Here is a 26,775-nt window from a genome sequence, read left to right as displayed (position 1 = left end):
GGCGTGGGCACCGCCGGCAGTGAGAGGGACGGGAATGGAACCGACCGAGAGCGCCGCTCCCGACTCACGGCTGCGCCTGCGCCGGACGACCGGCGCGTGGCTGACGGGCCTGCGGACGGGACGGCCGTCGGAGCGCTCCGTCCGCAGCGGACCCGGCGCCGCTCCGCCCGCCGCTTCCGGCGCCCTCACCGCAGAACGCGGCACCGGCCTGCCCGGCCAGGACCCCGAGCGCCACGCGTCCTGGCCCGCGCTGCCGTCGGCGGTCGTGGCCACCGCCGCGTTCGTCCTGGGCGCGGGCTTCTACCGGGCGTTCAGCGGTCATCACGCGCTCTTCCCGTGCGGCACCGTCGGCTGGTCGCTGGCGCTGCTGACCGGAGTCATCGTCGGCCACCTGGTCGCCCTCGGCCGCGCCCGCTGGTGGGGCGGCACCGGTTCCGGCGCCGCGCTCACCCTCGCGGTCCTGCTGCTCTACGGCTGGGTCCCCGCCGGGATGGTCAGCCTCACCGTCGTCGTCCTGGTCGGCACGGCCCGCCGCAACCGCTGGCGCCAGGGCGTCCTGCACGGGGCCGTCGACATCCTCGGCATCGGGGCCGGAGCCCTGGTCCTCGCGTCGTTCGGACGGTTCCCGAGCGTCGAGACCCCCTGGGACCCCGGCGCCTGGACGTTCTACGCGGCCCCCCAGGTGGTGCTGGTCGCCGGCGCCTACCTCGCCGTCACCCGCGCCCTGCTCTGGTACCTGAACACGCCGGGCGGCGGCCTGCCCACCGTCGCCCGTACGGCCCTGGTCAGACAGGGGCTCGTCGCCGTGGCGCTGCTCGGCATCGCGCCGCTGATCTGCGTCGTCGCGACGGCCCAGCCGATGCTGCTGCCGCTGTTCTCGATCCCGCTGATCGCCCTGGACTCCACCCTGTGGATAGCCCGCGCGCGGGCCGAGGAGCAACTGCGCGACCCGCTGACCGGGCTGCCGAACCGTCAGTGGCTGCTGGAGCGCACCTGGACGGCGCTGGACGACGCCGAGCGCATCGGCGCGCGCTCCGCCCTGATGCTCATCGACCTGGACCGCTTCCGTTCGGTGAACGACACGCTGGGACATCTCGCCGGTGACCGACTGCTCCTCCAGATAGCCGAGCGGCTGCGGCTCGCGCTGCCGCGCGGGGCGGAGGCCGCGCGGCTCGGCGGTGACGAGTTCGCCGTCTTACTGCCGGTCGCGGACTCCACCACGTCGGCCACGCGGGTCGCCCGCAATCTGGTCGCCGCCCTCGGCTCACCGCTCGACCTGGACGGACTCACCCTCGTCCTGGAGGCCAGCGCCGGGCTCGCCGTCTTCCCCGACCACGCGCTCGACGCGGAGGGGCTGCTGCGCCGGGCGGACATCGCGATGTACCAGGCGAAGCGGGACCGTACGGGCGTGGAGGTCTACGAGTCCAAGCGGGACTCCAACACTCCCGACCGGCTGGGCCTGCTGGGCGATCTGCGCCGGGCCCTGGACACCGGCGACGTGGAACTGCACTACCAGCCCAAGGTCCGCTTCGACGGACAGGTGGCCGGACTGGAGGCCCTGGTCCGCTGGGTGCACCCCGAGCGCGGCAAGGTGCCGCCGGACGAGTTCATCGCCATCGCCGAGTCGTCCGGGCTGATGCCCCACCTCACCGAGTACGTCCTGGAGACGGCCCTCGGACAGGTCGCGCGCTGGCGTGCGCAGGGGCTGTACGTGCCGGTCGCGGTCAACGTGTCGCCCCGCGACGTCCACACGCCGGGCTTCGCCGGTGCCGTCGCCGCCCGTCTGGCCCGGCACGGAGTCCCCGCGGGAGCGCTCCAACTGGAGATAACGGAGCACGTGCTCCTGGAGGACCCGCAGCGTGCCGCCGACACCCTCGCGGCTCTCACCGGGCACGGCGTGAAGATGTCGCTGGACGACTTCGGCACCGGTTACTCCTCCCTGGTCCATCTGCGCCGGCTCCCGGTCAGCGAGCTGAAGATCGACCGTTCGTTCGTCGCACGGCTCGCCGTGGACGCGGAGGACGCCGAGATCGTGCGCTGCACCGTCGACCTCGCCCATTCCCTGGGGCTCCTCGTCGTGGCGGAGGGCGTCGAGGACGACGAGACGTGGGAGCGGCTGCGGGACCTGGGCTGCGACGCCGTCCAGGGGTGGCTGGTCGCCGCGGCGATGCCGCCCGAGGAGGCCACGGCGTGGCTGCTGGCCCGGGGCGTCCGCGGCTGGCAGCGCCCGCGCGCCGCGCTGCCCGCGGCGGAGTAGCCGTCCCCGGCCTCCGGCCGGGTGTTCCCCCACCCACGCACCACCCGTTCGTCCCCGTCCGACAAGCCGGGCTCTCCCGTTCGGGCGTATCGCCGTCGGCGGCGATCGGCCGTGCGTCCCACGGACGCGCGGCCGCCGACGGCGGGACACCCCGGAGAGAGCCCACCTGCCCGGGAGACAGTCACGGGCGGCGGCGCGGGCGGGGAACGTCCGGCCGCGGGCCGGGAAGTCCCCGCCCCCAGGGCAAACCCGGGCGCGGGCATCGGCCCGGGCCCCATAGGATTGGGCCAAACCACACGCACTCACCCCAGAGGATCGCTGCATGCCTGGCATCACGCGCGAGGAGGTCGCCCACCTCGCACGGCTGGCGCGTCTGGAGCTGAAGGGCGAAGAGCTCGACCACTTCGCAGGCCAGCTGGACGACATCATCGGCGCGGTCGCCCGCGTCAGCGAGGTCGCCGACCAAGACGTACCGCCGACCTCTCATCCGCTGCCGCTGACGAACGTCATGCGCGTGGACGAGGTCCGTCCGTCGCTCACCCCCGAGCAGGCGCTCTCCGGCGCCCCGGCCCAGGAGCAGCAGCGTTTCAAGGTGCCGCAGATCCTGGGGGAGGACTAATCACCATGACGGACACCAACGTCAACATCATCAAGCTCACCGCGGCCGAGACCGCCGAGAAGATCGCGGCCGGCGAGCTGACCGCCGTCGAGGTCACCGAGGCCCACCTCGCCCGGATCGAGGCCGTCGACGAGAAGGTGCACGCCTTCCTGCACGTCGACCGCGAGGGCGCCCTCGCCCAGGCGCGCGCCGTGGACGCCAAGCGGGAGTCCGGCGAGAAGCTCGGCCCGCTCGCCGGCGTGCCGCTCGCGCTCAAGGACATCTTCACCACCGAGGGCATCCCGACGACCGTCGGCTCGAAGATCCTCGAGGGCTGGATCCCGCCGTACGACGCGACGCTCACCAAGCGGCTCAAGGCCGCCGACGTCGTCATCCTCGGCAAGACCAACATGGACGAGTTCGCCATGGGGTCCTCCACCGAGAACAGCGCGTACGGCCCGACCGGCAACCCCTGGGACCTCACCCGGATCCCCGGCGGCTCCGGCGGCGGCTCCTCCGCGGCCCTCGCCTCCTACCAGGCGCCCCTCGCCATCGGCACCGACACCGGCGGCTCCATCCGCCAGCCGGCCGCCGTCACCGGCACGGTCGGCGTCAAGCCGACGTACGGCGCGGTCTCCCGCTACGGCATGGTGGCGTTCTCCAGCTCCCTCGACCAGGGCGGCCCCTGCGCCCGTACGGTCCTCGACGCCGCCCTGCTGCACGAGGTCATCGCCGGGCACGACCCGCTCGACTCGACCTCCATCGACGCCCCGGTCCCGCCGGTCGTCGAGGCCGCCCGCAACGGCAGCGTGGCGGGCATGCGCGTCGGCGTCGTCAAGCAGTTCCGCGGCGAGGGCTACCAGGCCGGTGTCATCCAGCGCTTCGACGAGTCCGTCGAGCTGCTGAAGGAACTGGGCGCCGAGATCGTCGAGCTGGACTGCCCGTCCTTCGACCTGGCGCTCTCCGCGTACTACCTGATCGCGCCGTCCGAGTGCTCGAGCAACCTGGCCCGCTTCGACGGCCTGCGCTACGGCCTGCGGACGGGCGACGACGGCACGCGCTCCGCCGAGGACGTCACCGCCCTCACCCGTGAGGCCGGCTTCGGTCCCGAGGTCAAGCGCCGTGTCATGCTCGGCACGTACGCGCTCAGCTCCGGCTACTACGACGCGTACTACGGCAGCGCCCAGAAGGTCCGCACGCTCATCTCGCGCGACTTCGACAAGGCGTTCGAGCAGGTCGACGTGATCGTCTCCCCGACCACGCCCACCACCGCCTTCCCGATCGGCGAGCGCGCCGACGACCCGATGGCGATGTACCTCGCGGACCTGTGCACCATCCCGACCAACCTGGCCGGGAACTCCGCCATGTCGCTGCCCTGCGGTCTCGCCCCGGAGGACAACCTCCCGGTCGGCCTGCAGATCATCGCTCCGGCCCTCAAGGACGACCGCCTCTACAAGGTGGGCGCCGCCGTCGAGGCCGCCTTCGTGGAAAAGTGGGGGCACCCGCTGCTTGAGGAGGCTCCGTCGCTGTGAGCAAGGCAATGTCCAAGGCCAAGGGCTTCAAGAAGTCCAAGTCCGGCACGTATCTGTCCATGGCGGGCACGGCGTTCGGTGCCATCGGTGTCGCCAAGCAGGTCAAGAAGGCCCGCAAGGAGAACGACACGCTGCGCCTCATCGACGCGGCCCTGTCCGCCGCCGCCATCGTCACCGGCCTCGCCATCCTCTACCGGGAGCTCAAGCGCCTGGGCGACGACGACGTCCTGCTGGGCTGAGAGGGAAGTTTTCACCGTGACCACCACGATCGACCTGGTGTCGTACGAGGACGCGCTCGCGTCGTACGACCCCGTCATGGGCCTCGAGGTCCATGTCGAACTCGGCACCAAGACGAAGATGTTCTGCGGCTGTTCGACCGAGCTGGGCGCCGAGCCCAACTCGCAGACCTGCCCGACCTGCCTCGGCATGCCCGGCGCCCTCCCGGTCGTCAACGCGACCGGTGTGGAGTCCGCCATCAAGATCGGCCTCGCGCTGCACTGCGAGATCGCCGAGTGGTGCCGCTTCGCCCGGAAGAACTACTTCTATCCGGACATGCCGAAGAACTTCCAGACCTCGCAGTACGACGAGCCGATCGCCTTCAACGGCTACCTGGACGTCCAGCTGGAGGACGGCGAGGTCTTCCGCGTGGAGATCGAGCGCGCCCACATGGAGGAGGACACCGGCAAGTCGACGCACGTCGGCGGTGCCACCGGCCGCATCCACGGCGCCTCGCACTCCCTGCTCGACTACAACCGCGCGGGCATCCCCCTCATCGAGATCGTCACCAAGCCCATCCAGGGCGCGGGCGAGCGGGCCCCCGAGGTCGCCAAGGCGTACGTCGCCGAACTGCGCGAACTCATCCGGGCGCTCGGCGTGTCGGAGGCCCGCATGGAGATGGGGCAGATGCGCTGCGACGTGAACCTCTCCCTGCGCCCGCACGGGCGGGAGAAGTTCGGCACGCGCTCCGAGACGAAGAACGTCAACTCCCTGCGTTCCGTGGAGCGGGCCGCCCGCTTCGAGATCCAGCGCCACGCCGCGGTGCTGAACTCGGGCGGCACGATCATCCAGGAGACCCGCCACTTCCACGAGGACACCGGGTCCACGACCTCGGGCCGCGTGAAGGAGGAGGCGGAGGACTACCGGTACTTCCCGGAGCCCGACCTCGTTCCCGTCGCCCCGTCCCGTGAGTGGGTCGAGGAGCTGCGCGCCGGGCTGCCCGAGCAGCCGCTGGCCCGCCGCAACCGGCTGCGCGAGGAGTGGGACGTCAACGCCCACGACATGCAGTCGATGCTCAACGCCGGTGCCATCGACTCGATCGTCGCGACGATCGAGGCCGGCGCCGACTCCGCCTCCGCCCGCAAGTGGTGGATGGGTGAGCTGGCCCGCAGCGCCAACGAGTCGGGCACGGCCCTGGAGGACCTGCCGATCACCCCGGCGCAGGTCGCCCGGGTGTCCGAGCTGGTCGCCGCGGGCGATCTGAACGACAAGCTGGCCCGTCAGGTCATCGAAGGCGTCCTCGCCGGCGAGGGCACCCCGGACGAGGTCGTCGAGAAGCGCGGCCTGAAGGTCGTCTCGGACGAGGGCGCCCTGACCGTCGCCGTCGACGAGGCCATCGCCGGGAACCCGGGCATCGCCGACAAGATCCGCGGCGGCAAGGTCCAGGCCGTCGGCGCGCTCGTCGGCGCGGTCATGAAGGCCACCCGCGGCCAGGCCGACGCGGCTCGCGTCAAGGAGCTCATCCTGGAGAAGCTGGGCGTCACCGAAGGCTGACGTCAGGGTTTTCCCACATCCCGGGGGGTGCGTCGCTCGCGACGCACCCCCCGGGGTCTGTGTCGGCGTGCTCAGGTCAACGCGCTACGCTCCCGCGCCATGAGTGGAAGCACCGACTCCGAGACGTACGACCGCACGACGCAGGACCGTGGGACGCGTGACACCGGGGTCCCGGCCCCGGAAGCCAGGGACCGGGACGAGCAGGATCAGGAAGACCGGCGGGACCGGGAGGACCAGGACCCCGGCGGCCGGGACCGCGAGGACCGGGACGCGGGCGGTCCGGACCGCGACGAGGACCATGACCCGGCCGGTCCCGACGCCGAGGATCTCGGCGAGGACGAGGACGGGGATCTCGACGGGGCCGAGGATCTCGACGAGGACCCGGAGGCGCGCCGGGCGCGCTGGACCGCGGTCGCCACGGGAGTCCTGCTGACCGTCGCGGGGCTCGCCGCGTCGGTGATGCGCACCGCGGGCTCGGGCACCGCGCTCATCCCCCTCTCCTACGCTTCCGGGGCCGTCCTGTGCGCCGGAGCGTCCGTGCTCGGGGCCAGGGGCCGCACCCGGCGGGCCCTGTGGCTGATGATCGTCGGCGTGATGGTCATGGCCGTGGGTGACCAGCTGGACTGAGCCGTGACCTGCGAAGTGACACGCGCCACGCGCACATGCTGTGACATCGGTCGCAGTCCTGTGAGTAACCCCACGAATGGGGCAAAGGATCATTTCAGGCTGCAAGAGTGATGGCGCATTAGTCATGTGTTCTTTGCGGGCAGTTCCCGATAAAGATCCACAAAACCCCCGGGGAGCTCGCTCGTGGCAGCCCTTGCACGGTGGTGCGTCCAGCATCGCCTCGTCGCCGTTCTGCTCTGGCTTCTGGCCTTCGGCGGTGTGACCGCCGCCGCCGCCGTGACGGGTTCCGCGTACTCCAACGACTACGAGGTCCCCGGCACCGAATCGGGCCGCGCGACGCAGCTCCTGAACAGCGGCTTCCCCGGGTTCGGCGGTGACAGCGACACCGTCGTCTGGCACACGGACTCGGGCACGGTGCGTTCCGCCGGCGTCGAGCAGTCCATGACCCGGGCCCTGGACAAGATCGAGAAGCTCCCCGGAGTGGCCTCGGTCGACAGCCCGTACCGGCACCAGGGGTCGGGCGAGACCGGCGCGAGCGGCCGGATCAGCCAGGACGGCCGGACGGCGTACGCGACCGTCACCTTCGCCGACCGGGCCGAGAACCTCGACAAGGGCGAGGTCCAGGCCGTCGTCGACGCCGCGAAGACCGCCGAGGCCAAGGGGCTCGACGTCGAGCTGGGCGGTACCGCCGTCGCCCTCACCAAGCCGTCCGGCGGGCACACGGCCGAGATCGTCGGCGTGGCCGTCGCCGCCGTGGTCCTCTTCCTCGCCTTCGGCTCCCTCGCCGCCTCCATGCTGCCCATCGCCACCGCCCTGGTCGGCGTCGGCACGGCGTACTTCGGCATCGTCCTCCTCGGACACGCCATGACCGTCGCCGACTTCGCCCCCATGCTCGGCATGCTGGTGGGCCTCGGTGTCGGGATCGACTACGCGCTGTTCATCGTGACCAGGCACCGGCGTGGCCTCAAGCGCGGACTTCCGGTGGCCGAGGCGGCGCAGAACGCCGTCGCCACCACCGGACGCGCGGTCGTCTTCGCCGGCGCCACCGTCTGCATCGCCCTGCTGGGCATGCTCATCCTGCGGCTCAACTTCCTCAACGGCGTGGCGATCGCCGCCTCCCTGACCGTCGTCCTCACCGTCGCGGCCTCCGTGACCCTGCTGCCCGCGCTGCTCTCCTTCATCGGGCCGCGCGCGCTCAGCCGCCGCGAGCGGCGGCGGCTCGAGGAGCACGGCCCCGAGCCGGAGGTGGCCACCGGGTTCGCCGCCCGCTGGTCCGCCTTCGTGGAGCGCCACCCCAAGCTGCTCGGCGTCGTGGCCGTCGTCGTGATGGCCGTCCTCGCCCTGCCCACCCTCTCCCTCCACCTGGGCACGTCCGACCAGGGCAACGACCCGAAGACGACGACCACCCGGCAGGCCTACGACCTGATCTCCGAGGGCTTCGGTCCCGGCGTGAACGGGCCCCTGACCCTGGTCACCAAGGTCGGCGGCGCGGAGGACAGGCTCGCCCTGGACAACCTGGACGCCACGCTGCGGGCCACCGAGGGTGTCGCCTCGGCGACCCCGGTGACGTACAACGGCGCCGGTGACACGGCCTTCCTCACCGTCGTCCCGGCCTCCGCGCCCCAGTCCCAGAAGACCAGCGACCTCGTCGACCGGCTGCGCACCGACGTCCTGCCGCGCGCCGAGTCGGGCACCGGCCTCGACGTACAGGCCGGCGGTGTGACGGCGAGCTACGACGACTTCGCGGACGTCATCATCGGCAAGCTCCCGCTCTTCGTCGGAGTCGTGATCAGCCTCGGCTGCGTCCTGCTGCTGCTCGCCTTCCGTTCGATCGGCATCCCCCTCAAGGCCGCGGCCATGAACGTCGCCGCCGTCGCCGCCGCCTTCGGAGTCGTCGTCGCGATCTTCCAGTGGGGCTGGGGGAGCGAACTGCTCGGCCTCGGCCGCGCGGGCCCGATCGAGCCGTTCCTGCCCGTGATCATGGTGTCGGTGCTCTTCGGGCTCTCCATGGACTACCAGGTCTTCCTGGTCAGCCGGATGTACGAGGAGTGGCTGGAGACCGGTGACAACCGGCGCGCCGTGCGGGTCGGCCTCGCCGAGACCAGCCGGGTGATCAACTCCGCCGCCGTCATCATGATCTCGGTCTTCCTCGCCTTCGTGCTCAGCGGCGACCGCGTCATCGCGATGTTCGGCATCGCGCTGGCCTCCGCCGTCGCCCTGGACGCCTTCGTCCTGCGCACGCTGCTCGTCCCCGCCCTCATGCACCTGCTCGGCGACGCCAACTGGTGGCTGCCGCGCGCCCTCGACAAGAGGCTGCCGCGCATCAGCATCGAACCGCCGGAGTGCCGTGCCGCGCATGAGAGGCTGGCCGAGGCCACGGACGCCGAGGCGGCGGCCGTACTGGGCCGCGCGGCGGCGGGCACCGGACCGGGCGACCTCGAGCCCGAGGACGCCGGGGTGACCGAGGCCGGGGGGACGGACGTGACGACGAAGGAGCGGTGACGGGATGTACGCGATATCCCTGGGCGAGGACGGCGCGGAACTGCGGCCCCTGGAGCCCTGGCACGCCGAGGAGTTCCTCGCGCACCTGGACCGCGGGCGCGAGTTCATCGGGAGGTTCATCGCCTTCGGAGCCGGGTCCACGGACGTTCCGTCCGCACGGGCGCAGCTCCAGCGGTACGCCGACATGCGCGCCGCCGGCACCGGGTCGCTGCACGGCCTGTGGCTGGACGGGAAGCTCGTGGGCGGGGTGCTCTTCCTGAACTTCGACGCGGACCAGGGCAACTGCGAGGTCGGCTGCTGGCTCGAGCCCGCCGCCTCCGGGCGCGGTCTGGTCACCCGCGCGATGCGGATCCTCATCGACCACGCGGTCGAGGAGCGCGGGATCCACCGCGTCGAGTGGGTCGCCGCGGCGGGCAACGTCCCGAGCCTGAACGTGGCCCGGCGGCTCGGTATGAGCCGGGACGGGGTGCTCCGGCAGAAGCATCCCCACCACGGGGTCCGGCACGACCTCGAGGTGTGGTCCGTGCTCGCGCCCGAGTGGCGTGCCGCACGCGCGGACGCCGACGGCGAGGACCGTTAAGGAACCTCTCAGACAGCGTCCGTACGGTGCCCGCATGGGAACCAGGACAGTTGACGAGGCCGGGGCCGAGACCGGTACCGAGGCGAAGCGCGACGAGCGGGACGTGGACGTCACCGGGACCGGCGCGGCCGGAGCGACCACGGACGAGGGGACCGGGGCCGGGGTCCCGGCCGACGCCACGGAGCGGGACGGGACCGACGAGGACCTCGACGAACGGGACGGGACCGACGAGCGGGACGGGGCCGGTGAGGACCTCGCCGCCGTCGAGGACTCCGGGGCGGGAGGGGACGGCGGTGTCGGCCAGGGTGCCGCCGCCGTGGTGTCCGCCGCACTCGGCCTGGTGTCGCTGACCGGGAGCTGGGTCTCCACCGTCGCGGCCGCCCGCGAGACCCTGGTCGGCCAGCTCCAGACCTCGTCCACCGCGAGCGTCGCCAAGCAGGTCAAGGAGGTCTACGGCGACGCCTGGGCGACCACCGCGCTCGTCGGCGGCCTCTTCGCGCTGGCCGCGCTGATCGTCGGCGTCCTCGTGCTGGTCCGGCCCGCGTTCGGCGCCCCCGGCAAGCCGCAGGCCGCCTGGATCAAGTCCGTCGCCTGGGCGGGCGTGTCGCTCGGCGTCGTCGGACTGGTGCTCGCGGTCGCCAAGTACTCCGACCTCATCCTCGGACTGCCTTCCGCGGGCTGACCCCCGACGACCGGGACGACTCTGAGGGGCCTTAGGGCCGGCACGGGAAACCGGCCGCCGCCCTAAGGCCCTTCGCGTTCCCGAGATGCGGAACTCTCCCGATGTGGCGCACCCCCCTGGGAGACGAAGGTTGAGGCATCGCGAACGAGCGAGACCGAAACCGACTCTTCACCAGGGGACACGAGATGTTCGAGTACGAACTCCAGCAGATCCGGTCCGCGGAACTGATCCGCGAGGCCCAGAACCACCGGCTCGCCAAGGAAGCCGCGAGCGGCCGCCGGGCCGCCCGCCGCGCCGCCGCCCTCCGGTCCGCGCACGACGGCACCGACGAGCGGGCCCATAGGAACCGTCTCCGCCGGCACTGGTTCGCCCGCGCCGTATGAGCGCCGGGACGTCCGCGGACGGCCGCGCGGCATCCGGCCGTCCGCGGGACGCGCGGGACGACGGCCGTACGGGGGTCGGCCGTCTCCCGCTCGCCGACGGCCGGCCGCCGTACGCGGCACTGACCGCCGTCCCGCCGACGGACCCCTGTGCCATGCTCGGGCCCGTGGAGACCAGATCCGTCAGCCCGGTGTTCGTCGGACGCGCCGACGAGCTGGGGGTGCTGAACGACGCGCTCTCCCGCGCCACCGCGGGAGAGCCGCAGGCGTTGCTGCTCGGCGGTGAGGCCGGCGTCGGCAAGACCCGCTTCCTGGAGGAGTTCTCCGCCGCCGCCACCCGCGAGGGCGCCGTCGTCGCCTGCGGCGGCTGCGTCGAGATCGGCGCCGACGGCCTCCCCTTCGCGCCGTTCTCCACCGCCCTGCGCGCCCTGCGCCGCGCCCTGCCCGACGAGCTCGCCGCCGCGGCCGCTGGACAGGAGGAGGAACTCGCCCGCCTGCTCCCCGAACTCGCGCGGACGACCCGGGGACGGCAGTACGAGGAGGACGGCGTGGCCCGCCTCTTCGAGCTCACCGCCCGCCTTCTGGAACGCGTCGCCGCGGACCGCACGGTCGTCGTCGTCCTCGAGGACCTGCACTGGGCCGACGCCTCCACCCGCCATCTGCTCGCCTACCTCTTCCGCACGCTGCGCAGCGGCCGCCTCGTCGTGATCGCCACCTACCGTGCCGACGACATCCACCGCCGCCACCCCCTGCGCCCCCTGCTCGCCGAGCTCGACCGCCTCCGCACGGTCCGGCGCATCGATCTGGGCCGCTTCGACCGGGCCGAGGTCGGCCGCCAGATCGCCGGGATCCTCGCCCGCGAACCCGACACCGCCCAGGCCGACGAGATCTTCGCCCGCTCCGACGGCAACGCGTTCTTCGTCGAGGAACTCGCCGTCGCCGCCCGCGAGGGCTGTCCCACCGGGCTCACGGACACCCTGCGCGACCTGCTCCTCGTCCGTGTCGAAGGACTGCCCGAGAGCGCCCAGCGGGTCGCCCGGATCGTCGCCGAGGGCGGCAGCACCGTCGAGTACCCCCTGCTCGCCGCGGTGGCACGGCTCGCCGAGGACGACCTCATCGAGGCCCTGCGCGCCTGTGTCGGCGCCAACATCCTGATCGCCTCGCCGGGCGGCGAGGGCTACCGCTTCCGCCATTCCCTGGTCCGCGAGGCCGTCAGCGACGACCTGCTGCCCGGCGAGCGCTCCCGCTTCAACCGCCGCTACGCCGAGGCCCTGGAGGCCGCCCCGGCGCTCGTGCCGGCCGACGAGCGCGTCACCCGCCTGGCCAGCTACTGGTACCACGCCCATGACGCCGCCAAAGCCCTGCCCGTCGTCCTCGACGCCTCCGTCGAAGCCCGCCGCCGGCACGCCCACGCCGAGCAACTGCGGCTCCTGGAGCGGGCGATGGAACTGTGGGAAGCGGTCCCCGACGCCGTGCGGGCCGAACTGCGCCCCATCGACTACGTGGAGGCCTACCCGCCCCCACTGCCCGAAGGGGACGGGGAGCCCCCGGGCGGCCGTGACGTCGCGGCCACGCCCCTGAGCTACCTCGACCTGATGGCGGAGGCCGCCGTCGCCGGCCGGCTGTGCGGGGAACGCGAACGCGCCCTGAAGACGACCAGGCGGGCGCTGCACCTCCTGGAGGACGAGAGCGACCCGCTGCGCGCCGCCTGGTTCTGGATCCAGCGCTCCCGGCTCGTCCAGGCACAGGTCCGCGGCGACGGCTGGAAGGAACTCGCCACCGCCCAGGACCTGGTGCGCGGTCTGCCCCCCTCCCAGGTGCACGCCGAGGTCCTGTCCATGGTCGCCTCCTGGTGCATGGTGCACCAGCCGGGCCACAGCGCCCTCTCCGCGGCCGAACGCGCCGTGGAGTACGCGCACATGGTGGGAGCCAGGGACACCGAGCTGAACGCCCGGCTCACCCTGGGCGGCCTGATGGTCGACGCGGGGGACGTCGAGGCCGGGCTCGCCGAGATGTACCGGGTCAAGGAGCGGGCGGAGCGGCAGGGCGCCGCCTACGTCGAGGGCCGTCTGCACGTCAACCTGCCCTCCCACCTGGAGTCCGTCGGCCGCTCCCGCGAGGCCGTCGCCATCCTGCGCGAGGGCGTCGAACTCGCCTGCCGCAACGGCCTGCTGGACACCCAGGCCTGGATCTGGGGCAACCTCTCCGAATCGCTGTACGCGCTCGGCCGGTGGGACGAGGCCACCGAGGCCGCGCGCGACGCCCTGGCCGTCGGACTCGACGGCAAGGCCTCCGGCGTGGGCGCCTCCCGTCTCGTGCCCGTGGCCCTGGCCCGCGGCGACCTCGCCGAGGCCGGCCGTCAACTGGCCGCCGCACGCCGTCACTTCGGCACCCATGACCCGATGCCCCAGCACTCCCTGCCACTGCTGTGCGCCACCATCGGCATCGCCGCGGGCGAGGGCCGTCTCCTCGACGCCCGTACCGCCCTGGAGGAGGCACTGGCCGCGGGTTTCCCGCCCGGCACCCAGCGCTACGCCTGGCCGCTGCTGCTGGCCGCCGTCACCGCGGAGACCGGCACCGGCACTCCGCCCGGCGCCGACCCCGGCCGCGCCCCGGCCCTGGAACGCGTCCGCACGGCCGCGAGGGCCCTGGCCACCGGAGCGCCCGTCTGGATCGTCCACGCCGCATGGGTGCACGCCGAACTCCGGCGGGCCGACGGCGTGAGCACCCCGGACGAGTGGTCCGAGGTGGTCGAGGCCCTCGAACCCCTGGAGCGCCCCTACGACCTCGCCCGGGTCCGCCTCCGCCTCGCCGAGTCCCTGCTGCTCACGGGCGCGGACGACGAGGAGCGCGCCCGCGCCGCGGAACTCCTCCGGCTGGCCGGAGCCGCCGCCGGACACCTCGGCGCCCGCCCCCTCGCCGACGCCGTCGCCCTGCTGGCCCGGCGCGCCCGCCTCACCCCCGAGTCCGTTCCCGGAGGGTCCCGTACCGCTCCCGCCGACCCCGCGGCCGCGCTCGGCCTCACCGGCCGCGAGCGCGACGTCCTGCGCCTGGTCGCCGCCGGCCGCAGCAACCGCCAGATCGCCGAGGAACTCTTCATCTCCCCGAAGACGGCGAGCGTCCACGTCTCGAACATCCTGGCCAAGCTGGAGGTCTCGGGACGGGGGGAGGCGGCGGCGCTGGCCCACAGACTGCGGCTCTTCCCGCCGGACGCACCCGGCACCCCGGCCGCCCGGGCGGCCGGCTGAGGAGCGGCCCGGGGACGTCCTACCCGACCTCCAGCTCCAGGAGCCGGTCGTCGCCCTTCACGGGGGTGCCGCGGCCGTCGGTCTCGCTCGTGGTCAGCCAGAGCTTGTCGCCGCCCGCGGAGACGACCGTGCGCAGGCGGCCGTACTCGCCCTTCAGGAAGGACTCGGGGGCCGCGGACGCCTTGACGCCGTTCAACGGGATCCGCCACAGGCGCTGCCCCTTGAGAGCCGCCATCCATATGGACCCCTCGGCGTAGGCGATCCCGCTCGGGGAGGCCTCGTCGGTGTGCCAACGGGCCACCGGGTCGTGGTACTTCGGGTCGTGGCCGATGCCTTCCACCACCGGCCAGCCGTAGTTGTCGCCCGGCTTGATCTGGTTCAGCTCGTCCCAGGTGTCCTGGCCGAACTCCGAGGCCCACAGGCGCTGTCTGCCGTCCCAGGCGAGACCCTGGACGTTGCGGTGCCCGTACGAGTACACGACCGAGTCGGGGAACGGATTGCCCGGCGCGGGCTCGCCCTCCGGCGTCATGCGCAGGATCTTCCCGCCGAGCGACTCCTTGTCCTGGGCCAGGCCCCGGTCACCCGTCTCGCCCGTGCCCGCGTACAGCATCCGGTCCGGGCCGAAGGCGATCCGGCCGCCGTTGTGGATCACGCCCTTGGGGATGCCCTTGAAGACCGTGTCCGGTGCGCCCAACTGCTCGCCGGACGGCTTCCGCTCGTCGTACAGCATGCGGACGATGCGGTTGTCGGAGGCCGTCGTCAGGTACGCGTAGATCATGTGATCGGAGGCGTAGTCCGGAGAGAGCGCGATGCCCAGGAGGCCGCCCTCGCCGGCCGGGGCCACCCCGGGGACCTCGCCCAGCAGTGTCTTCCCGCCGGTCTTCTCGTCGATCCGGGTGATCGTCCCCTTGTCCCGCGAGGACACCAGCAGGCCGCTCCCGGGCAGCGGTGCCAGGCCCCAGGGGGTGTCGAGGCCCTCGGTGACGGTGCGCAGGACCTTCACCGAACCCTTCGCGGGCGGCGTCTCCTCGGGGGCGGCGCTCCGGGCGGGCGCCGATCGCGACGGCGTGCTCCCGGTGCCCGCGGACACGCTCGGGCCCGCCGGTTCCGGACGGCCGCCGGAGGAACAGCCGGCCGTCACCAGGAGCGCGGTCGTGGCCAACGCGACCGTCACTGCTCGAACCTGCACCATGAGTGTCCCTTCGACGCGGCGGTCCCCCTTGTTCATACGCCGCTCGCGGCCCTCGGGTTCCCGGTCCCGGCCGGGCGGTGCGTCCAGGGCTCCGAGAGCACCGCTCAGTCCCAGGATCCCAGCGCCCCCGGCAGCCCCGCCACCTCGGCGAGGTCCTCCGCGGTCAGCCGCAGTCCGGCCGCCCCCGCGTTCTCGGCGGCCCAGCGCTCCCGCTTGGTCCCCGGCACCGGGACGACGTGCGGACCCTGTGCCAGGACCCACGCCAGCGCCACCTGCGCGGGGGTGACGGGACGGACGCCGTCCCCGTGCCGCCGCGCGACACGCCGCAGGCCGACGACGATGGGCTGGTTCGCGGCCATCATCTCGGCGGTGAAGCGGGGATGGCGGGCCCGCAGGTCGTCGGGCTCGAAACCCTCGCCCGGGGTCAGCGTGCCGGTCAGGAAGCCGTTGCCGAGCGGCATCGCGGCGAGGAAGCCGACGCCGCGCGCCGCGCACCACGGCAGCAGCGCGTCCAGCGCCTCCGCCGACCACACCGACAGCTCGGCCTGCACGGTGCTCACCGGGAAGACCTGCTGCACCCGCTCCAGCAGCCGGATCGTTCCGTCGTGCAACCGCGCCCCCGCCCGGCGGCCGGACCGGGCACCCACCGCGCACAGCCCGAGCGAGCGCACCTTTCCGGCCGAGACGAGTTCGGCCATCGCGCCCCAGGTCTCCTCGACCGGCACCTCCGGGTCCGTGCGGTGCAACTGGTAGAGATCGATCACGTCCGTCTGGAGCCGGCGCAGCGACGCGTCGCACGCCCGTCTCACGTAGTTGGGGCGGCCGTTGGCCACGAGGTGCTGATCGCCCACCAGCAGACCGACCTTGGTCGACACGAAGGCCTCGGAGCGTCGCTCCTTGAGCACGCGCCCGACGAGCAGTTCATTGGTGAAGGGCCCGTACATGTCCGCCGTGTCGAGCAGCGTCGACCCCCGGTCGAGTGCCGCGTTCACCGCGCGCAGCGACTCCTCGCCGCGCTGTTGTGACCCGGTGTAAGCCCAGCTCATCGGCATGCATCCGAGTCCGACCGCCCCCACTTCGAGCGCCGCGGCCCCGATCGTTCTGCGCTCCACCTGGCCGTGATCCTCCTTCTGCTGGCCCCCAACCTAACCTCTGCGCGCATGGGCGCCTGGCATAACCTCCTGACCATGACCTTTGATGTCTGGCTCCCCTTTCACGCGGACGAGATCGACGGACTCCCCGAAGGGCCCGACTACCGTTTCTGGGACGGCGGCCGGGAGTTCCCCGCGGATCCCGCCGACTGCGCGTTCTACGTCGTGCCCTACATGAAGCCGTCCGAGGTCTCGCAGCGGCCGATGGCCGAAATGACGTCGGTCAGGGCCGTGCAGACACTCTCCGCCGGCGTCGACCACGTCCTTCCGAGCCTCGACTCCCTTCCCCCCGGTGTGGTGTTGTGCAACGCCCGCGGGGTGCACGAGGCGAGCACCGCGGAACTCACCCTCGCCCTGGTCCTCGCCTCGCTGCGCGGGATCCCCGACTTCGTGCGGGGCCAGGACAAGCAGGAGTGGCGCTCGGGGTTCCGTCCCTCGCTGGCCGACAAGTCCGTTCTCATCGTGGGGTACGGGTCGATCGGGTCCGCGATCGAGGACAGGCTCGCGCCGTTCGAGCTCGCGCGGGTCGCGCGCATCGCGCGCTCCGCCCGTGCCACGGCGCGCGGCCCCGTGCGCCCCCTGGCCGAACTCCCTTCCCTGCTGCCCGAGTTCGACGTGGTCATCCTGTCCACGCCGCTCACGGACGGCACCCGCGGCCTGGTGGACGCCGGCTTCCTGTCCCGGATGAAGGACGGCGCGCTCCTGGTGAACGTGGCCCGCGGTCCCGTCGTCGACACGGACGCGCTGGTCGGCGAGCTGAAGAGCGGGCGCATCACCGCGGCCCTCGACGTCACCGACCCCGAACCGCTGCCCGCGGGGCACCCGTTGTGGCATGCGCCCGGTGTGCTCATCAGCCCCCACGTCGGCGGGCCGACCTCGGCGTTCTGGCCGCGCGCCAAGCGACTGCTGGCGGATCAGCTGACCCTCTTCGTGAACCGGGAACCGCTGCGCAACGTGGTCCTTACCACCGGCACCTGAGCAACCGCCCGTCGCCCTCCGTCCGCTTCGGGCACCCTCCGCAGTCCTCCGGATGCGGGCAGTGCCGGCATAGTCCCTGGTCGTCACGGAGAGTAGAGGAACTATGTCCCTGAGTGACGATACTGGTGTATCGTCCCGACAGGGGCTGCGCCGCGCACCGTTCGGCGCCGGGGACGGACATTGAGACTGCGAGGGGGGCGACGGGCGATGCACGGCCTATGGACCACCGATCCGACGCGGCGGGGCCGCCGCCGACGACCCTGGCGCGCGGCCACGCACAGCCGCGGCCACGGCAGCCATCACCACCGCAGACATCAGAGCCGCCGGAGGCACGCGCACCCGGCGTGCCGGGACCAGCGGGACTCCGGGGCACGGACCGGGTGGGCCCGGTGAGCTCCCCAGGGGCGCTGCTGACCCGTCGGGCGGTCTTCGACGGCGGGACGGGCCTGTTCTCGCAACTCGTGCTGGCCCTGGTGTGCGCGGCCTACGCCGTGGGTTCCGCGCTCGGCTGGGGCTCCACGAGCCTGGCGCTGGTCATGGGCGACTTCGGGCTGAGCGTCGCGGCGGGCGCCGCGGCGGTCTCCTGCTTCCTCTACGCCCGTAGCCGCCGCAGCCGCTTCCGGCCCGCGTGGCTGCTGTTCGCGCTCTCCTCGGCGATGGCCTCGCTCGGAAACCTGGTCTGGGGGTGGTACGAGGTCGTCCTCGACCGCCCCGTGCCCACCCCGAGCTACGCCGACCTCTTCTTCCTCTGCTTCGCGCCGCCCGCCATCGTGGGACTGCTGGTGCTCGCCAAGCGGCCCGTCACCAGGGCGGGCTGGGTGTGTCTCGGGCTGGACGCCTGGCTGATCGGCGGATCGCTGCTCACCCTGTCCTGGAGCCTGGCGCTCGCCCAGGCCGCGAAGTTCGACGGGCCGAGCGTCGCGCACACCGCGCTGTCGCTCGCGTACCCGCTGCTGGACATCGCGCTGGTCAGCATGGTTCTCGCGCTGCACTTCAGGCGCTCGTCGGTGAACAGGTCGGCGGTGAACACGGCGATCGGGGCGCTCGCGCTGACCGTGATGTGCGACGCGCTGTTCACCTCGCCCCTCCTGCACAACAGCTACCACTCGGGCCAGCTCCTCGACGCGGGCTGGTTCGCCGGCTCGCTGCTCCTCGCCTACGCGCCCTGGGTCGTCACCCGGCACGGGAACGAGCCCGAGGAGCACGGCATCGACGCGTACGGACCGGACCTGGGCGACCCCGACCCGCGCGGACCCGACGGGCAGGGTTCGGAGGAGCACGCGCGCGTGGCCCACGAGGGCATCCCGGGGCAGCGCAGGGAAGGGCAGCACGGGCCCCCGGGGAGCCATGCGTCGCCCGCACCCCGGGAGACCCGCCCGCCGTACGGACCGGGAGCCGGGCAGGAGGGCCCCGGGTCCCACGAGGACCGGGAGCGGCACGAGGAGCCGGACGATCCCCACGGGCGGCAGCGGGGCGGACCCGCGAACGCCCAGGCCCCCGGACCGGACCGCTCCCCGGCGGCGGCGCGTCCGATCACCGGATCGCTGGCCGCGCTGACGCCCTACCTGGCCGCGGCCGTCTGCACGCTGGGGATCCTCTACAACATCCTGAACGGGCGCAGGGTGGACCGCGTGGTGCTCGTCACCGCCGGTCTCGTCGTGCTCGCCCTCGTGGTGCGCCAGGGCATCATGCTGCTCGACAACATCACCCTCACCCAGGAGCTGGCCCAGAAGGAGAACCACTTCCGCTCCCTGGTGCAGGGGTCGAGCGACGTCATCATGATCGCCGCCCCGAACGGCATCCTGAGATACGTCAGCCCGGCCGCCGCCGGGGTCTACGGCCGTGACGCCGAGGAACTCGTCGGCTCCGAACTCGCCTCGCTCATCCACCCCGAGGACCTCGGCTGCGTGGTCCACGAGGTGCGGCGGTTCCTCGCGGCCAGCCACAGCGAGGAGCCCACCACCCGGATCGAGTGCAGGTTCCGCTCCGGCGACGGCGGCTGGCTCAACGTGGAGTCCACCGTCAACCGGCACCACGGCGGCCTCATCTTCAACAGCCGTGACGTCACCGAACGCGTGCGGCTCCAGGCCCAGTTGCAGCACAACGCCGAGCACGACCCGCTCACCGACCTGCCCAACCGCGCGCTGTTCACCCGGCGCGTCCAGCAGGCCCTGTCCGGGCGCCGCTCCACCGACCGGGGCACCGCCGTCCTCTTCATCGACCTCGACGGCTTCAAGGCCGTCAACGACACGATCGGGCACCAGGCCGGCGACGAACTGCTCGTCCAGGCCGCCCGCAGGCTCCAGGACTCCGTCCGGCACGGCGACACCGCCGCCCGGCTCGGCGGGGACGAGTTCGCGGCCCTCATCGTCGGTGACGGAGGACGTGACCGCACCGCCCGTGAGCAGCAGGTACGGGAACTCGCCGACCGTCTGCGGATCAGGCTCTCCCAGCCCTACTGCATCGACGGCAACGATGTCCGGGTCGCCGCGTCCATCGGCGTCGGCTTCGCCGAGCCGGGCCTCGGCGCCGGGGAACTGCTGCGCAACGCCGACCTCGCCATGTACCGCGCCAAGGCGGCCGGAAAGGGCCGTGTCGAGCTGTACGCGCCCCAGATGCAGCAGGACGTGGTCCGCAGGGCGGAGCTGGCGACCCGGCTGCGCTCCGCGCTCCAGGACGGCGAGTTCGCCCTGCTGCACCAGCCCGTGGTGTCGCTGGAGGACGGCCGGATCGCGTCGGTCACCGCACAGGCGCGCTGGCGTTCCTCCCAAGGGGTGCTTTTCACGCCCGCCGAGTTCCTGCGGGTGGCCGAGGACAGCGAGAGGACCGCCGAGCTGGGCCGCTGGATGCTCGACGAGGCCGTCGGACAGGCCGCCGAGCGCACCGCCGCGGGGATCGCCGTGCCGGTCACGGTCCGGATGACCGCCCGGCGTCTGGTGGACCGCTCGATGCCGCTGGGCTCCGTGGAGTCCCTGCTCACCCGGCACGGGCTCGCCTCGGGCGGACTGATCATCGAGCTGTCCGACACCGATCCGAGGGTCCCCCTGGACGAGCTGGAACGCCGGCTGAACGCGCTCAGGCGCCTCGGCGTGCGGATCGCCCTGGACGGCTTCGGCAGCGGCTACGCGGCGATCACGGCGCTGCGGCGGCTCCCGGTCGACGTACTGCGTCTCGACCGGAGTCTGGTCGAGGGGGTCGTCGAGTCCGCCCGGCTGCACAAGATCACCAGCGGGCTGCTGCGGATCGCCGCCGATCTGGGGATGCAGTCCGTGGCCGACGGGGTGGATCTTCCGGAACAGGTCGTCGCCCTGCGCGCGATGGGCTGCACCCACGGGCAGGGCATGGCCTTCTCCGGGCCGCTGGACGAGTACCGGCTGCGCAGAGCGCTCTCTTCCGGCCACTATCCCGTGCCGAACGGCCCTGTCGAGCCGGTGTTCGCCGGTGGAGGCGGTGCGGGGGTGTATACGAGTGGTGTGCCCGCCGTCCTGGGAGGCGGAACAGCTCTCCGCTCACATAATGAGACGCCCGTCCCACCCACTTGACAGTCGGTGCGTGCCGGGGGGAGGGTCAATGCCATGCGCACCCGAATTCTCGTACTTGGAAAGCGCGTCGGCTGAAGCCAGGTGGTCCCCGGGAAGGTCCGGGACACCCGGCGACCGCACCCGGCGCGCTCCCCTCGCTTGCCTCCCGGCACGAGGGGTTTTTTGTTGCACAGGCATCAGTCGTACACCGCACAAAAGTCGCAAAAACCCTCAGCATCGAGAAGAGAATGCCGATGACCGAGCAGGCCACCGGGGCCCACCATCCGCAGCCGCGGCCCCGTTCCGGAGGACAGCAGTCCGCACCCGAGCACGTCACGGGCGCGCAGTCCCTCATCCGCTCGCTCGAGGAGGTCGGGGCCGAGACCGTATTCGGCATCCCCGGCGGCACGATCCTTCCGGCCTACGACCCGCTGATGGACTCCAAGCGGGTGCGGCACGTGCTCGTGCGGCACGAGCAGGGCGCCGGCCACGCGGCCACCGGATACGCGCAGGCCACAGGCAAGGTCGGCGTCTGCATGGCGACCAGCGGCCCCGGCGCCACCAACCTGGTCACCCCGATCGCCGACGCCAACATGGACTCCGTTCCGCTGGTCGCGATCACCGGGCAGGTGGTCTCCTCCGCGATCGGCACGGACGCCTTCCAGGAGGCGGACATCGTCGGCATCACCATGCCGATCACCAAGCACAGCTTCCTGGTCACCAAGGGCGAGGACATCCCCCGGGTGATCGCCGAGGCGTTCCACATCGCCTCGACCGGCCGCCCCGGACCGGTCCTGGTCGACATCCCCAAGGACGTCCTCCAGAAGAAGACCACCTTCTCCTGGCCGCCGGTCATGGACCTGCCCGGCTACCGTCCGGTGACCAAGCCGCACGCCAAGCAGATCCGCGAGGCGGCCAAGCTGCTCAGCCAGGCCAGGCGGCCCGTGCTGTACGTCGGCGGCGGCGTCCTCAAGGCGCACGCCACCGCCGAGCTGAGGGTCCTCGCGGAACTCACCGGAGCGCCCGTCACCACCACCCTGATGGCGCTCGGCGCGTTCCCCGACAGCCACCCGCTGCACGTGGGGATGCCGGGCATGCACGGTTCGGTCACCGCCGTCACCGCGCTGCAGAAGGCCGACCTGATCGTCGCCCTCGGAGCCCGCTTCGACGACCGCGTCACCGGCAAGCTGGACAGCTTCGCCCCGTTCGCCAAGATCGTCCACGCCGACATCGACCCGGCCGAGATCGGCAAGAACCGCGCCGCCGACGTGCCGATCGTCGGGGACGCCCGCGAGGTCATCGCCGATCTGGTCCAGGCGGTCCAGAAGGAGCACAGCGAGGGCAACGCCGGCGACTACACCGCCTGGTGGAGCGACCTCAACCGCTGGCGCGAGACCTACCCGCTCGGTTACGAGCAGCCCGACAACGGCCAGCTCTCTCCGCAGCAGGTCATCGAGCGCATCGGACAGCTCGCCCCGGAGGGCACGATCTTCGCGGCCGGCGTCGGCCAGCACCAGATGTGGGCCGCGCACTACATCCAGTACGAGCAGCCCTCGACCTGGCTGAACTCCGGCGGCGCCGGAACGATGGGGTACGCGGTCCCGGCCGCGATGGGCGCCAAGGCCGGACAGCCGGACCGCACGGTCTGGGCGGTCGACGGCGACGGCTGCTTCCAGATGACCAACCAGGAACTCACCACCTGCGCCCTGAACAACATCCCGATCAAGGTCGCCGTCATCAACAACGGTGCCCTCGGGATGGTCCGCCAGTGGCAGACCCTCTTCTACAACCAGCGCTACTCCAACACCGTGCTGCACAGTGGCCCGGACGCGGACGGCAAGCAGCCGAGCGCCGGCACCCGCGTCCCCGACTTCGTCAAGCTGTCGGAGGCCATGGGCTGCTACGCGATCCGTTGCGAGAGCCCGGAGGACCTGGACAAGGTCATCGAGGAGGCGAACTCGATCAACGACCGCCCGGTCGTGGTCGACTTCATCGTCCACGAGGACGCGATGGTGTGGCCGATGGTCGCCGCCGGCACCTCCAACGACGAGGTCATGTTCGCCCGGGACGTCCGCCCCGACTTCGGCGACAACGAAGACGACTGAGAGAGAGCCGAGTCAGACCCATGAGCAAGCACACCCTCTCCGTCCTCGTCGAGAACAAGCCCGGTGTCCTCGCCCGGATCACCGCCCTGTTCTCCCGGCGCGGCTTCAACATCGACTCCCTCGCCGTCGGTGTCACCGAGCACCCCGAGATCTCCCGCATCACCATCGTGGTGAACGTGATCGAGGAACTCCCGCTCGAGCAGGTCACCAAGCAGCTCAACAAGCTCGTCAACGTCCTGAAGATCGTCGAGCTGGAGCCCGGTTCGGCCGTTCAGCGGGAACTCGTTCTGGTGAAGGTGCGCGCCGACAACGAGACGCGCTCCCAGATCGTCGAGATCGTTCAGTTGTTCCGTGCCAAGACCGTCGACGTCTCCCCGGAGGCCGTCACCATCGAGGCCACCGGCGGCGCCGACAAGCTGGAGGCCATGCTCAAGATGCTGGAGCCGTTCGGCATCAAGGAGCTGGTCCAGTCCGGCACGATCGCGATCGGACGCGGGGCGCGTTCGATCACCGACCGGTCGCTGCGCGCGCTGGACCGTTCGGCCTAAACCGGAGAACACCGGTGCACGGGCGGGCCGCCCACCCCGGCCCGCCCGTATGCCGAGACCCGAGAACCTCACTTCACCCGCCCGCCGTACGGTGGGACGCAACACCGGAAATACCGGAAAACAAGGAGAACCCCAGTGGCCGAGCTGTTCTACGACGACGACGCAGACCTGTCCATCATCCAGGGCCGCAAGGTCGCGGTCATCGGCTACGGCAGCCAGGGCCACGCCCACGCGCTGTCCCTGCGTGACTCGGGTGTCGACGTCCGCGTCGGTCTGCACGAGGGCTCCAAGTCCAAGGCGAAGGCCGAGGAGCAGGGCCTGCGCGTGGTGACCCCGGCCGAGGCCGCGGCCGAGGCCGACGTCATCATGATCCTGGTCCCGGACCCGATCCAGGCCCAGGTCTACGAGGAGTCCATCAAGGACAACCTGAAGGACGGCGACGCGCTGTTCTTCGGCCACGGCCTGAACATCCGCTTCGGCTTCATCAAGCCCCCGGCCGGTATCGACGTCTGCATGGTCGCCCCCAAGGGCCCGGGCCACCTCGTGCGCCGTCAGTACGAGGAGGGCCGCGGCGTCCCCTGCATCGCGGCCGTCGAGCAGGACGCGACCGGCAACGCCTTCGCGCTCGCCCTCTCGTACGCCAAGGGCATCGGCGGCACCCGCGCCGGCGTCATCAAGACGACCTTCACCGAGGAGACCGAGACCGACCTGTTCGGTGAGCAGGCCGTCCTCTGCGGTGGCACCGCCGCCCTGGTCAAGGCCGGCTTCGAGACGCTGACCGAGGCCGGCTACCAGCCGGAGATCGCGTACTTCGAGTGCCTCCACGAGCTGAAGCTCATCGTCGACCTCATGTACGAGGGCGGCCTGGAGAAGATGCGCTGGTCCGTCTCCGAGACCGCCGAGTGGGGCGACTACGTCACCGGCCCGCGCATCATCACGGACGCCACCAAGGCGGAGATGAAGAAGGTCCTCGCCGAGATCCAGGACGGCACGTTCGCCCGCAACTGGATGGACGAGTACCACTCGGGCCTGAAGAAGTACAACGAGTACAAGACCCAGGACGAGAACCACCTCCTGGAGACCACCGGCAAGGAGCTGCGCAAGCTCATGTCGTGGGTCAACGACGACGAGGCGTAAGCCGCACGACGAGGGGCCGGGGCGGCATGCTCCGGCCCCTTCGTCGAACCCCGGGTAACCCCCGTGGGCGCGGTGTTGGACATCCCGTCCAGCCACGGACGGGTGATCCTTCCGCGGAGGCGCAGGACGACCTCTCCGGCGCCACTACACTGCTCCACATCACCAACGCGTCAGGCCCACAGCGTCGTGCGTCTTCCACGCGGCTCGAGCGACCCCCCAAGAAGTGCAGGTACATTCCGGGGCCGCTAAAACCCTCCACCGCCTGCGGCCGTCGGGACGGCCGTCCGCATTGGACTTGTGAGGACTCACGTGAGCTCGAAACCTGTCGTACTCATCGCTGAAGAGCTGTCGCCCGCGACCGTAGACGCCCTGGGCCCGGACTTCGAGATCCGGCACTGCAACGGCGCGGACCGTGCCGAGCTGCTGCCCGCCATCGCCGACGTCGACGCCATCCTCATCCGCTCGGCCACCAAGGTCGACGCCGAGGCCGTCGCCGCCGCCAGGAAGCTGAAGGTCGTCGCACGAGCCGGCGTCGGCCTGGACAACGTCGACGTCTCCGCCGCCACCAAGGCCGGCGTGATGGTCGTCAACGCCCCCACCTCCAACATCGTGACCGCGGCCGAGCTGGCCTGCGGTCTGCTCCTCGCCACCGCGCGCCACATCCCGCAGGCCAACACGGCGCTGAAGAACGGCGAGTGGAAGCGCAGCAAGTACACCGGTGTCGAGCTGGCCGAGAAGACCCTCGGTGTCGTCGGCCTCGGCCGCATCGGCGCGCTCGTCGCGCAGCGCATGTCGGCGTTCGGCATGAAGGTCGTCGCCTACGACCCCTACATCCAGCCCGCGCGGGCCGCGCAGATGGGCGTGAAGGTCCTCACCCTCGACGAGCTGCTCGAGGTCTCGGACTTCATCACCGTGCACCTGCCGAAGACCCCCGAGACCCTCGGTCTCATCGGCGACGAGGCCCTGCACAAGGTCAAGCCGACCGTGCGCATCGTCAACGCCGCGCGCGGCGGGATCGTCGACGAGGCGGCGCTGTACTCGGCGCTCAAGGAGGGTCGCGTCGCCGGCGCCGGCCTCGACGTGTACGCGAAGGAGCCCTGCACGGACTCCCCGCTGTTCGAGCTCGACGAGGTCGTCTGCACCCCGCACCTCGGCGCCTCGACGGACGAGGCCCAGGAGAAGGCCGGCATCGCCGTCGCCCGCTCGGTGCGCCTCGCCCTCGCCGGTGAGCTCGTCCCCGACGCGGTCAACGTCCAGGGCGGCGTCATCGCCGAGGACGTCAAGCCCGGTCTGCCGCTCGCCGAGAAGCTCGGCCGCATCTTCACCGCCCTCGCGGGCGAGGTCGCGGTCCGCCTCGACGTCGAGGTGTACGGCGAGATCACCCAGCACGACGTCAAGGTGCTCGAACTCTCCGCGCTCAAGGGCGTGTTCGAGGACGTCGTCGACGAGACCGTGTCGTACGTCAACGCCCCGCTGTTCGCGCAGGAGCGCGGCGTCGAGGTCCGGCTGACCACGAGCTCGGAGTCCCCCGACCACCGCAACGTGGTCACCGTGCGCGGCACGCTCGGCGACGGCCAGGAGGTCGCGGTCTCCGGCACGCTGGCCGGCCCGAAGCACCTGCAGAAGATCGTCGCCGTCGGTGAGTACGACGTGGACCTCGCGCTCGCCGACCACATGGTCGTCCTGAGCTACGAGGACCGTCCCGGCGTCGTCGGCACCGTCGGCCGCATCCTCGGCGAGGCCGGCATCAACATCGCCGGCATGCAGGTCGCCCGCGCGGCCGTCGGCGGCGAGGCCCTCGCGGTCCTGACCGTCGACGACACCGTGCCGCAGAGCGTCCTCACCGAGCTCTCCGAGGAGATCGGCGCGACGTCGGCGCGTTCGGTCAACCTGGTCTGAGGCCGCGTCGCGACGGCTTCCCGTACGACGGCCGGGGGCCGGGACACCAGCTGGTGTCCCGGCCCCCG

General features: G+C 72.0%; 19 protein-coding genes. 17 read left to right on the top strand and 2 right to left on the bottom strand.

What is annotated here, in order from left to right; translation table 11 throughout:
• Positions 1 to 34 precede the first annotated feature (34 nt).
• The 11 genes from CW362_RS17955 (at position 35) to CW362_RS17905 (ending at position 14,176) form a co-directional block, all read left to right on the top strand.
• Entirely contained in the window at positions 35 to 2,257 is a 2,223-nt protein-coding gene (locus CW362_RS17955) for a putative bifunctional diguanylate cyclase/phosphodiesterase (protein ID WP_103550501.1), read from the top strand.
• Positions 2,258 to 2,579: 322 nt separating this feature from the next.
• A complete protein-coding gene (gene gatC / locus CW362_RS17950; RefSeq protein ID WP_037622623.1) occupies positions 2,580 to 2,876 on the top strand; it encodes an Asp-tRNA(Asn)/Glu-tRNA(Gln) amidotransferase subunit GatC in 297 nt (98 codons plus the stop codon).
• Between the two features lie 5 nt (positions 2,877 to 2,881).
• On the top strand, positions 2,882 to 4,387 hold the full coding sequence (gene gatA / locus CW362_RS17945; RefSeq protein WP_103550500.1) for an Asp-tRNA(Asn)/Glu-tRNA(Gln) amidotransferase subunit GatA: 1,506 nt from the start codon (positions 2,882 to 2,884) through the stop codon (positions 4,385 to 4,387).
• Positions 4,388 to 4,395: 8 nt separating this feature from the next.
• A complete protein-coding gene (locus tag CW362_RS17940; protein WP_103550499.1) occupies positions 4,396 to 4,626 on the top strand; it encodes a hypothetical protein in 231 nt (76 codons plus the stop codon).
• Positions 4,627 to 4,642: 16 nt separating this feature from the next.
• Complete coding sequence (gene gatB / locus CW362_RS17935) at positions 4,643 to 6,157, top strand: Asp-tRNA(Asn)/Glu-tRNA(Gln) amidotransferase subunit GatB (protein ID WP_103550498.1); 1,515 nt, start codon at positions 4,643 to 4,645, stop codon at positions 6,155 to 6,157.
• Positions 6,158 to 6,256: 99 nt separating this feature from the next.
• Entirely contained in the window at positions 6,257 to 6,784 is a 528-nt protein-coding gene (locus CW362_RS44070; RefSeq protein WP_206300980.1) for a hypothetical protein, read from the top strand.
• Between the two features lie 183 nt (positions 6,785 to 6,967).
• Positions 6,968 to 9,286 carry an MMPL family transporter gene (locus CW362_RS17925; protein ID WP_103550497.1) on the top strand — a complete coding sequence of 773 codons (2,319 nt, stop codon included), beginning with the start codon at positions 6,968 to 6,970 and terminating at the stop codon, positions 9,284 to 9,286.
• Positions 9,287 to 9,290: 4 nt separating this feature from the next.
• Positions 9,291 to 9,866, top strand: a complete 576-nt coding sequence (locus tag CW362_RS17920) for a GNAT family N-acetyltransferase (RefSeq protein ID WP_103550496.1) — start codon at positions 9,291 to 9,293, stop codon at positions 9,864 to 9,866.
• A gap of 34 nt (positions 9,867 to 9,900) precedes the next feature.
• A complete protein-coding gene (locus tag CW362_RS17915) occupies positions 9,901 to 10,548 on the top strand; it encodes a hypothetical protein (RefSeq protein WP_103550495.1) in 648 nt (215 codons plus the stop codon).
• Positions 10,549 to 10,733: 185 nt separating this feature from the next.
• Positions 10,734 to 10,931, top strand: coding sequence for a hypothetical protein (locus tag CW362_RS17910; RefSeq protein WP_103550494.1), 198 nt, complete (start codon positions 10,734 to 10,736; stop codon positions 10,929 to 10,931).
• A 152-nt stretch (positions 10,932 to 11,083) separates the two neighbouring features.
• Positions 11,084 to 14,176, top strand: a complete 3,093-nt coding sequence (locus CW362_RS17905) for a helix-turn-helix transcriptional regulator (RefSeq protein ID WP_103550523.1) — start codon at positions 11,084 to 11,086, stop codon at positions 14,174 to 14,176.
• A gap of 19 nt (positions 14,177 to 14,195) precedes the next feature.
• Here CW362_RS17905 and CW362_RS17900 read toward each other — a convergent pair whose 3' ends face one another.
• Complete coding sequence (locus tag CW362_RS17900) at positions 14,196 to 15,368, bottom strand: PQQ-dependent sugar dehydrogenase (protein ID WP_240657851.1); 1,173 nt, start codon at positions 15,366 to 15,368, stop codon at positions 14,196 to 14,198.
• Positions 15,369 to 15,472: 104 nt separating this feature from the next.
• Positions 15,473 to 16,480, bottom strand: coding sequence for an aldo/keto reductase (locus tag CW362_RS17895; RefSeq protein WP_103550492.1), 1,008 nt, complete (start codon positions 16,478 to 16,480; stop codon positions 15,473 to 15,475).
• A 75-nt stretch (positions 16,481 to 16,555) separates the two neighbouring features.
• Between CW362_RS17895 and CW362_RS17890 the strand changes: the two genes are divergently transcribed.
• The 6 genes from CW362_RS17890 (at position 16,556) to serA (ending at position 26,707) form a co-directional block, all read left to right on the top strand.
• Positions 16,556 to 17,497, top strand: a complete 942-nt coding sequence (locus tag CW362_RS17890; RefSeq protein ID WP_103550491.1) for a 2-hydroxyacid dehydrogenase — start codon at positions 16,556 to 16,558, stop codon at positions 17,495 to 17,497.
• A 218-nt stretch (positions 17,498 to 17,715) separates the two neighbouring features.
• Positions 17,716 to 21,039, top strand: coding sequence for an EAL domain-containing protein (locus tag CW362_RS17885; protein WP_103550490.1), 3,324 nt, complete (start codon positions 17,716 to 17,718; stop codon positions 21,037 to 21,039).
• A gap of 233 nt (positions 21,040 to 21,272) precedes the next feature.
• A complete protein-coding gene (locus tag CW362_RS17880; protein WP_103550489.1) occupies positions 21,273 to 23,123 on the top strand; it encodes an acetolactate synthase large subunit in 1,851 nt (616 codons plus the stop codon).
• Positions 23,124 to 23,143: 20 nt separating this feature from the next.
• Positions 23,144 to 23,671, top strand: coding sequence for an acetolactate synthase small subunit (gene ilvN / locus CW362_RS17875; RefSeq protein ID WP_037622651.1), 528 nt, complete (start codon positions 23,144 to 23,146; stop codon positions 23,669 to 23,671).
• A gap of 135 nt (positions 23,672 to 23,806) precedes the next feature.
• Positions 23,807 to 24,808 carry a ketol-acid reductoisomerase gene (gene ilvC, locus CW362_RS17870; RefSeq protein WP_103550488.1) on the top strand — a complete coding sequence of 334 codons (1,002 nt, stop codon included), beginning with the start codon at positions 23,807 to 23,809 and terminating at the stop codon, positions 24,806 to 24,808.
• A 309-nt stretch (positions 24,809 to 25,117) separates the two neighbouring features.
• Positions 25,118 to 26,707: a phosphoglycerate dehydrogenase gene (gene serA, locus CW362_RS17865; RefSeq protein ID WP_103550487.1), complete on the top strand. Its 1,590-nt coding sequence runs from the start codon at positions 25,118 to 25,120 to the stop codon at positions 26,705 to 26,707.
• Positions 26,708 to 26,775: the final 68 nt, after the last annotated feature.

This window comes from Streptomyces populi (genome assembly GCF_002911015.1).
Classification (GTDB): domain Bacteria; phylum Actinomycetota; class Actinomycetes; order Streptomycetales; family Streptomycetaceae; genus Streptomyces; species Streptomyces populi.
Note: the sequence above shows the minus strand (reverse complement) of the source record. Positions and strands in the feature narration are given on the sequence as shown.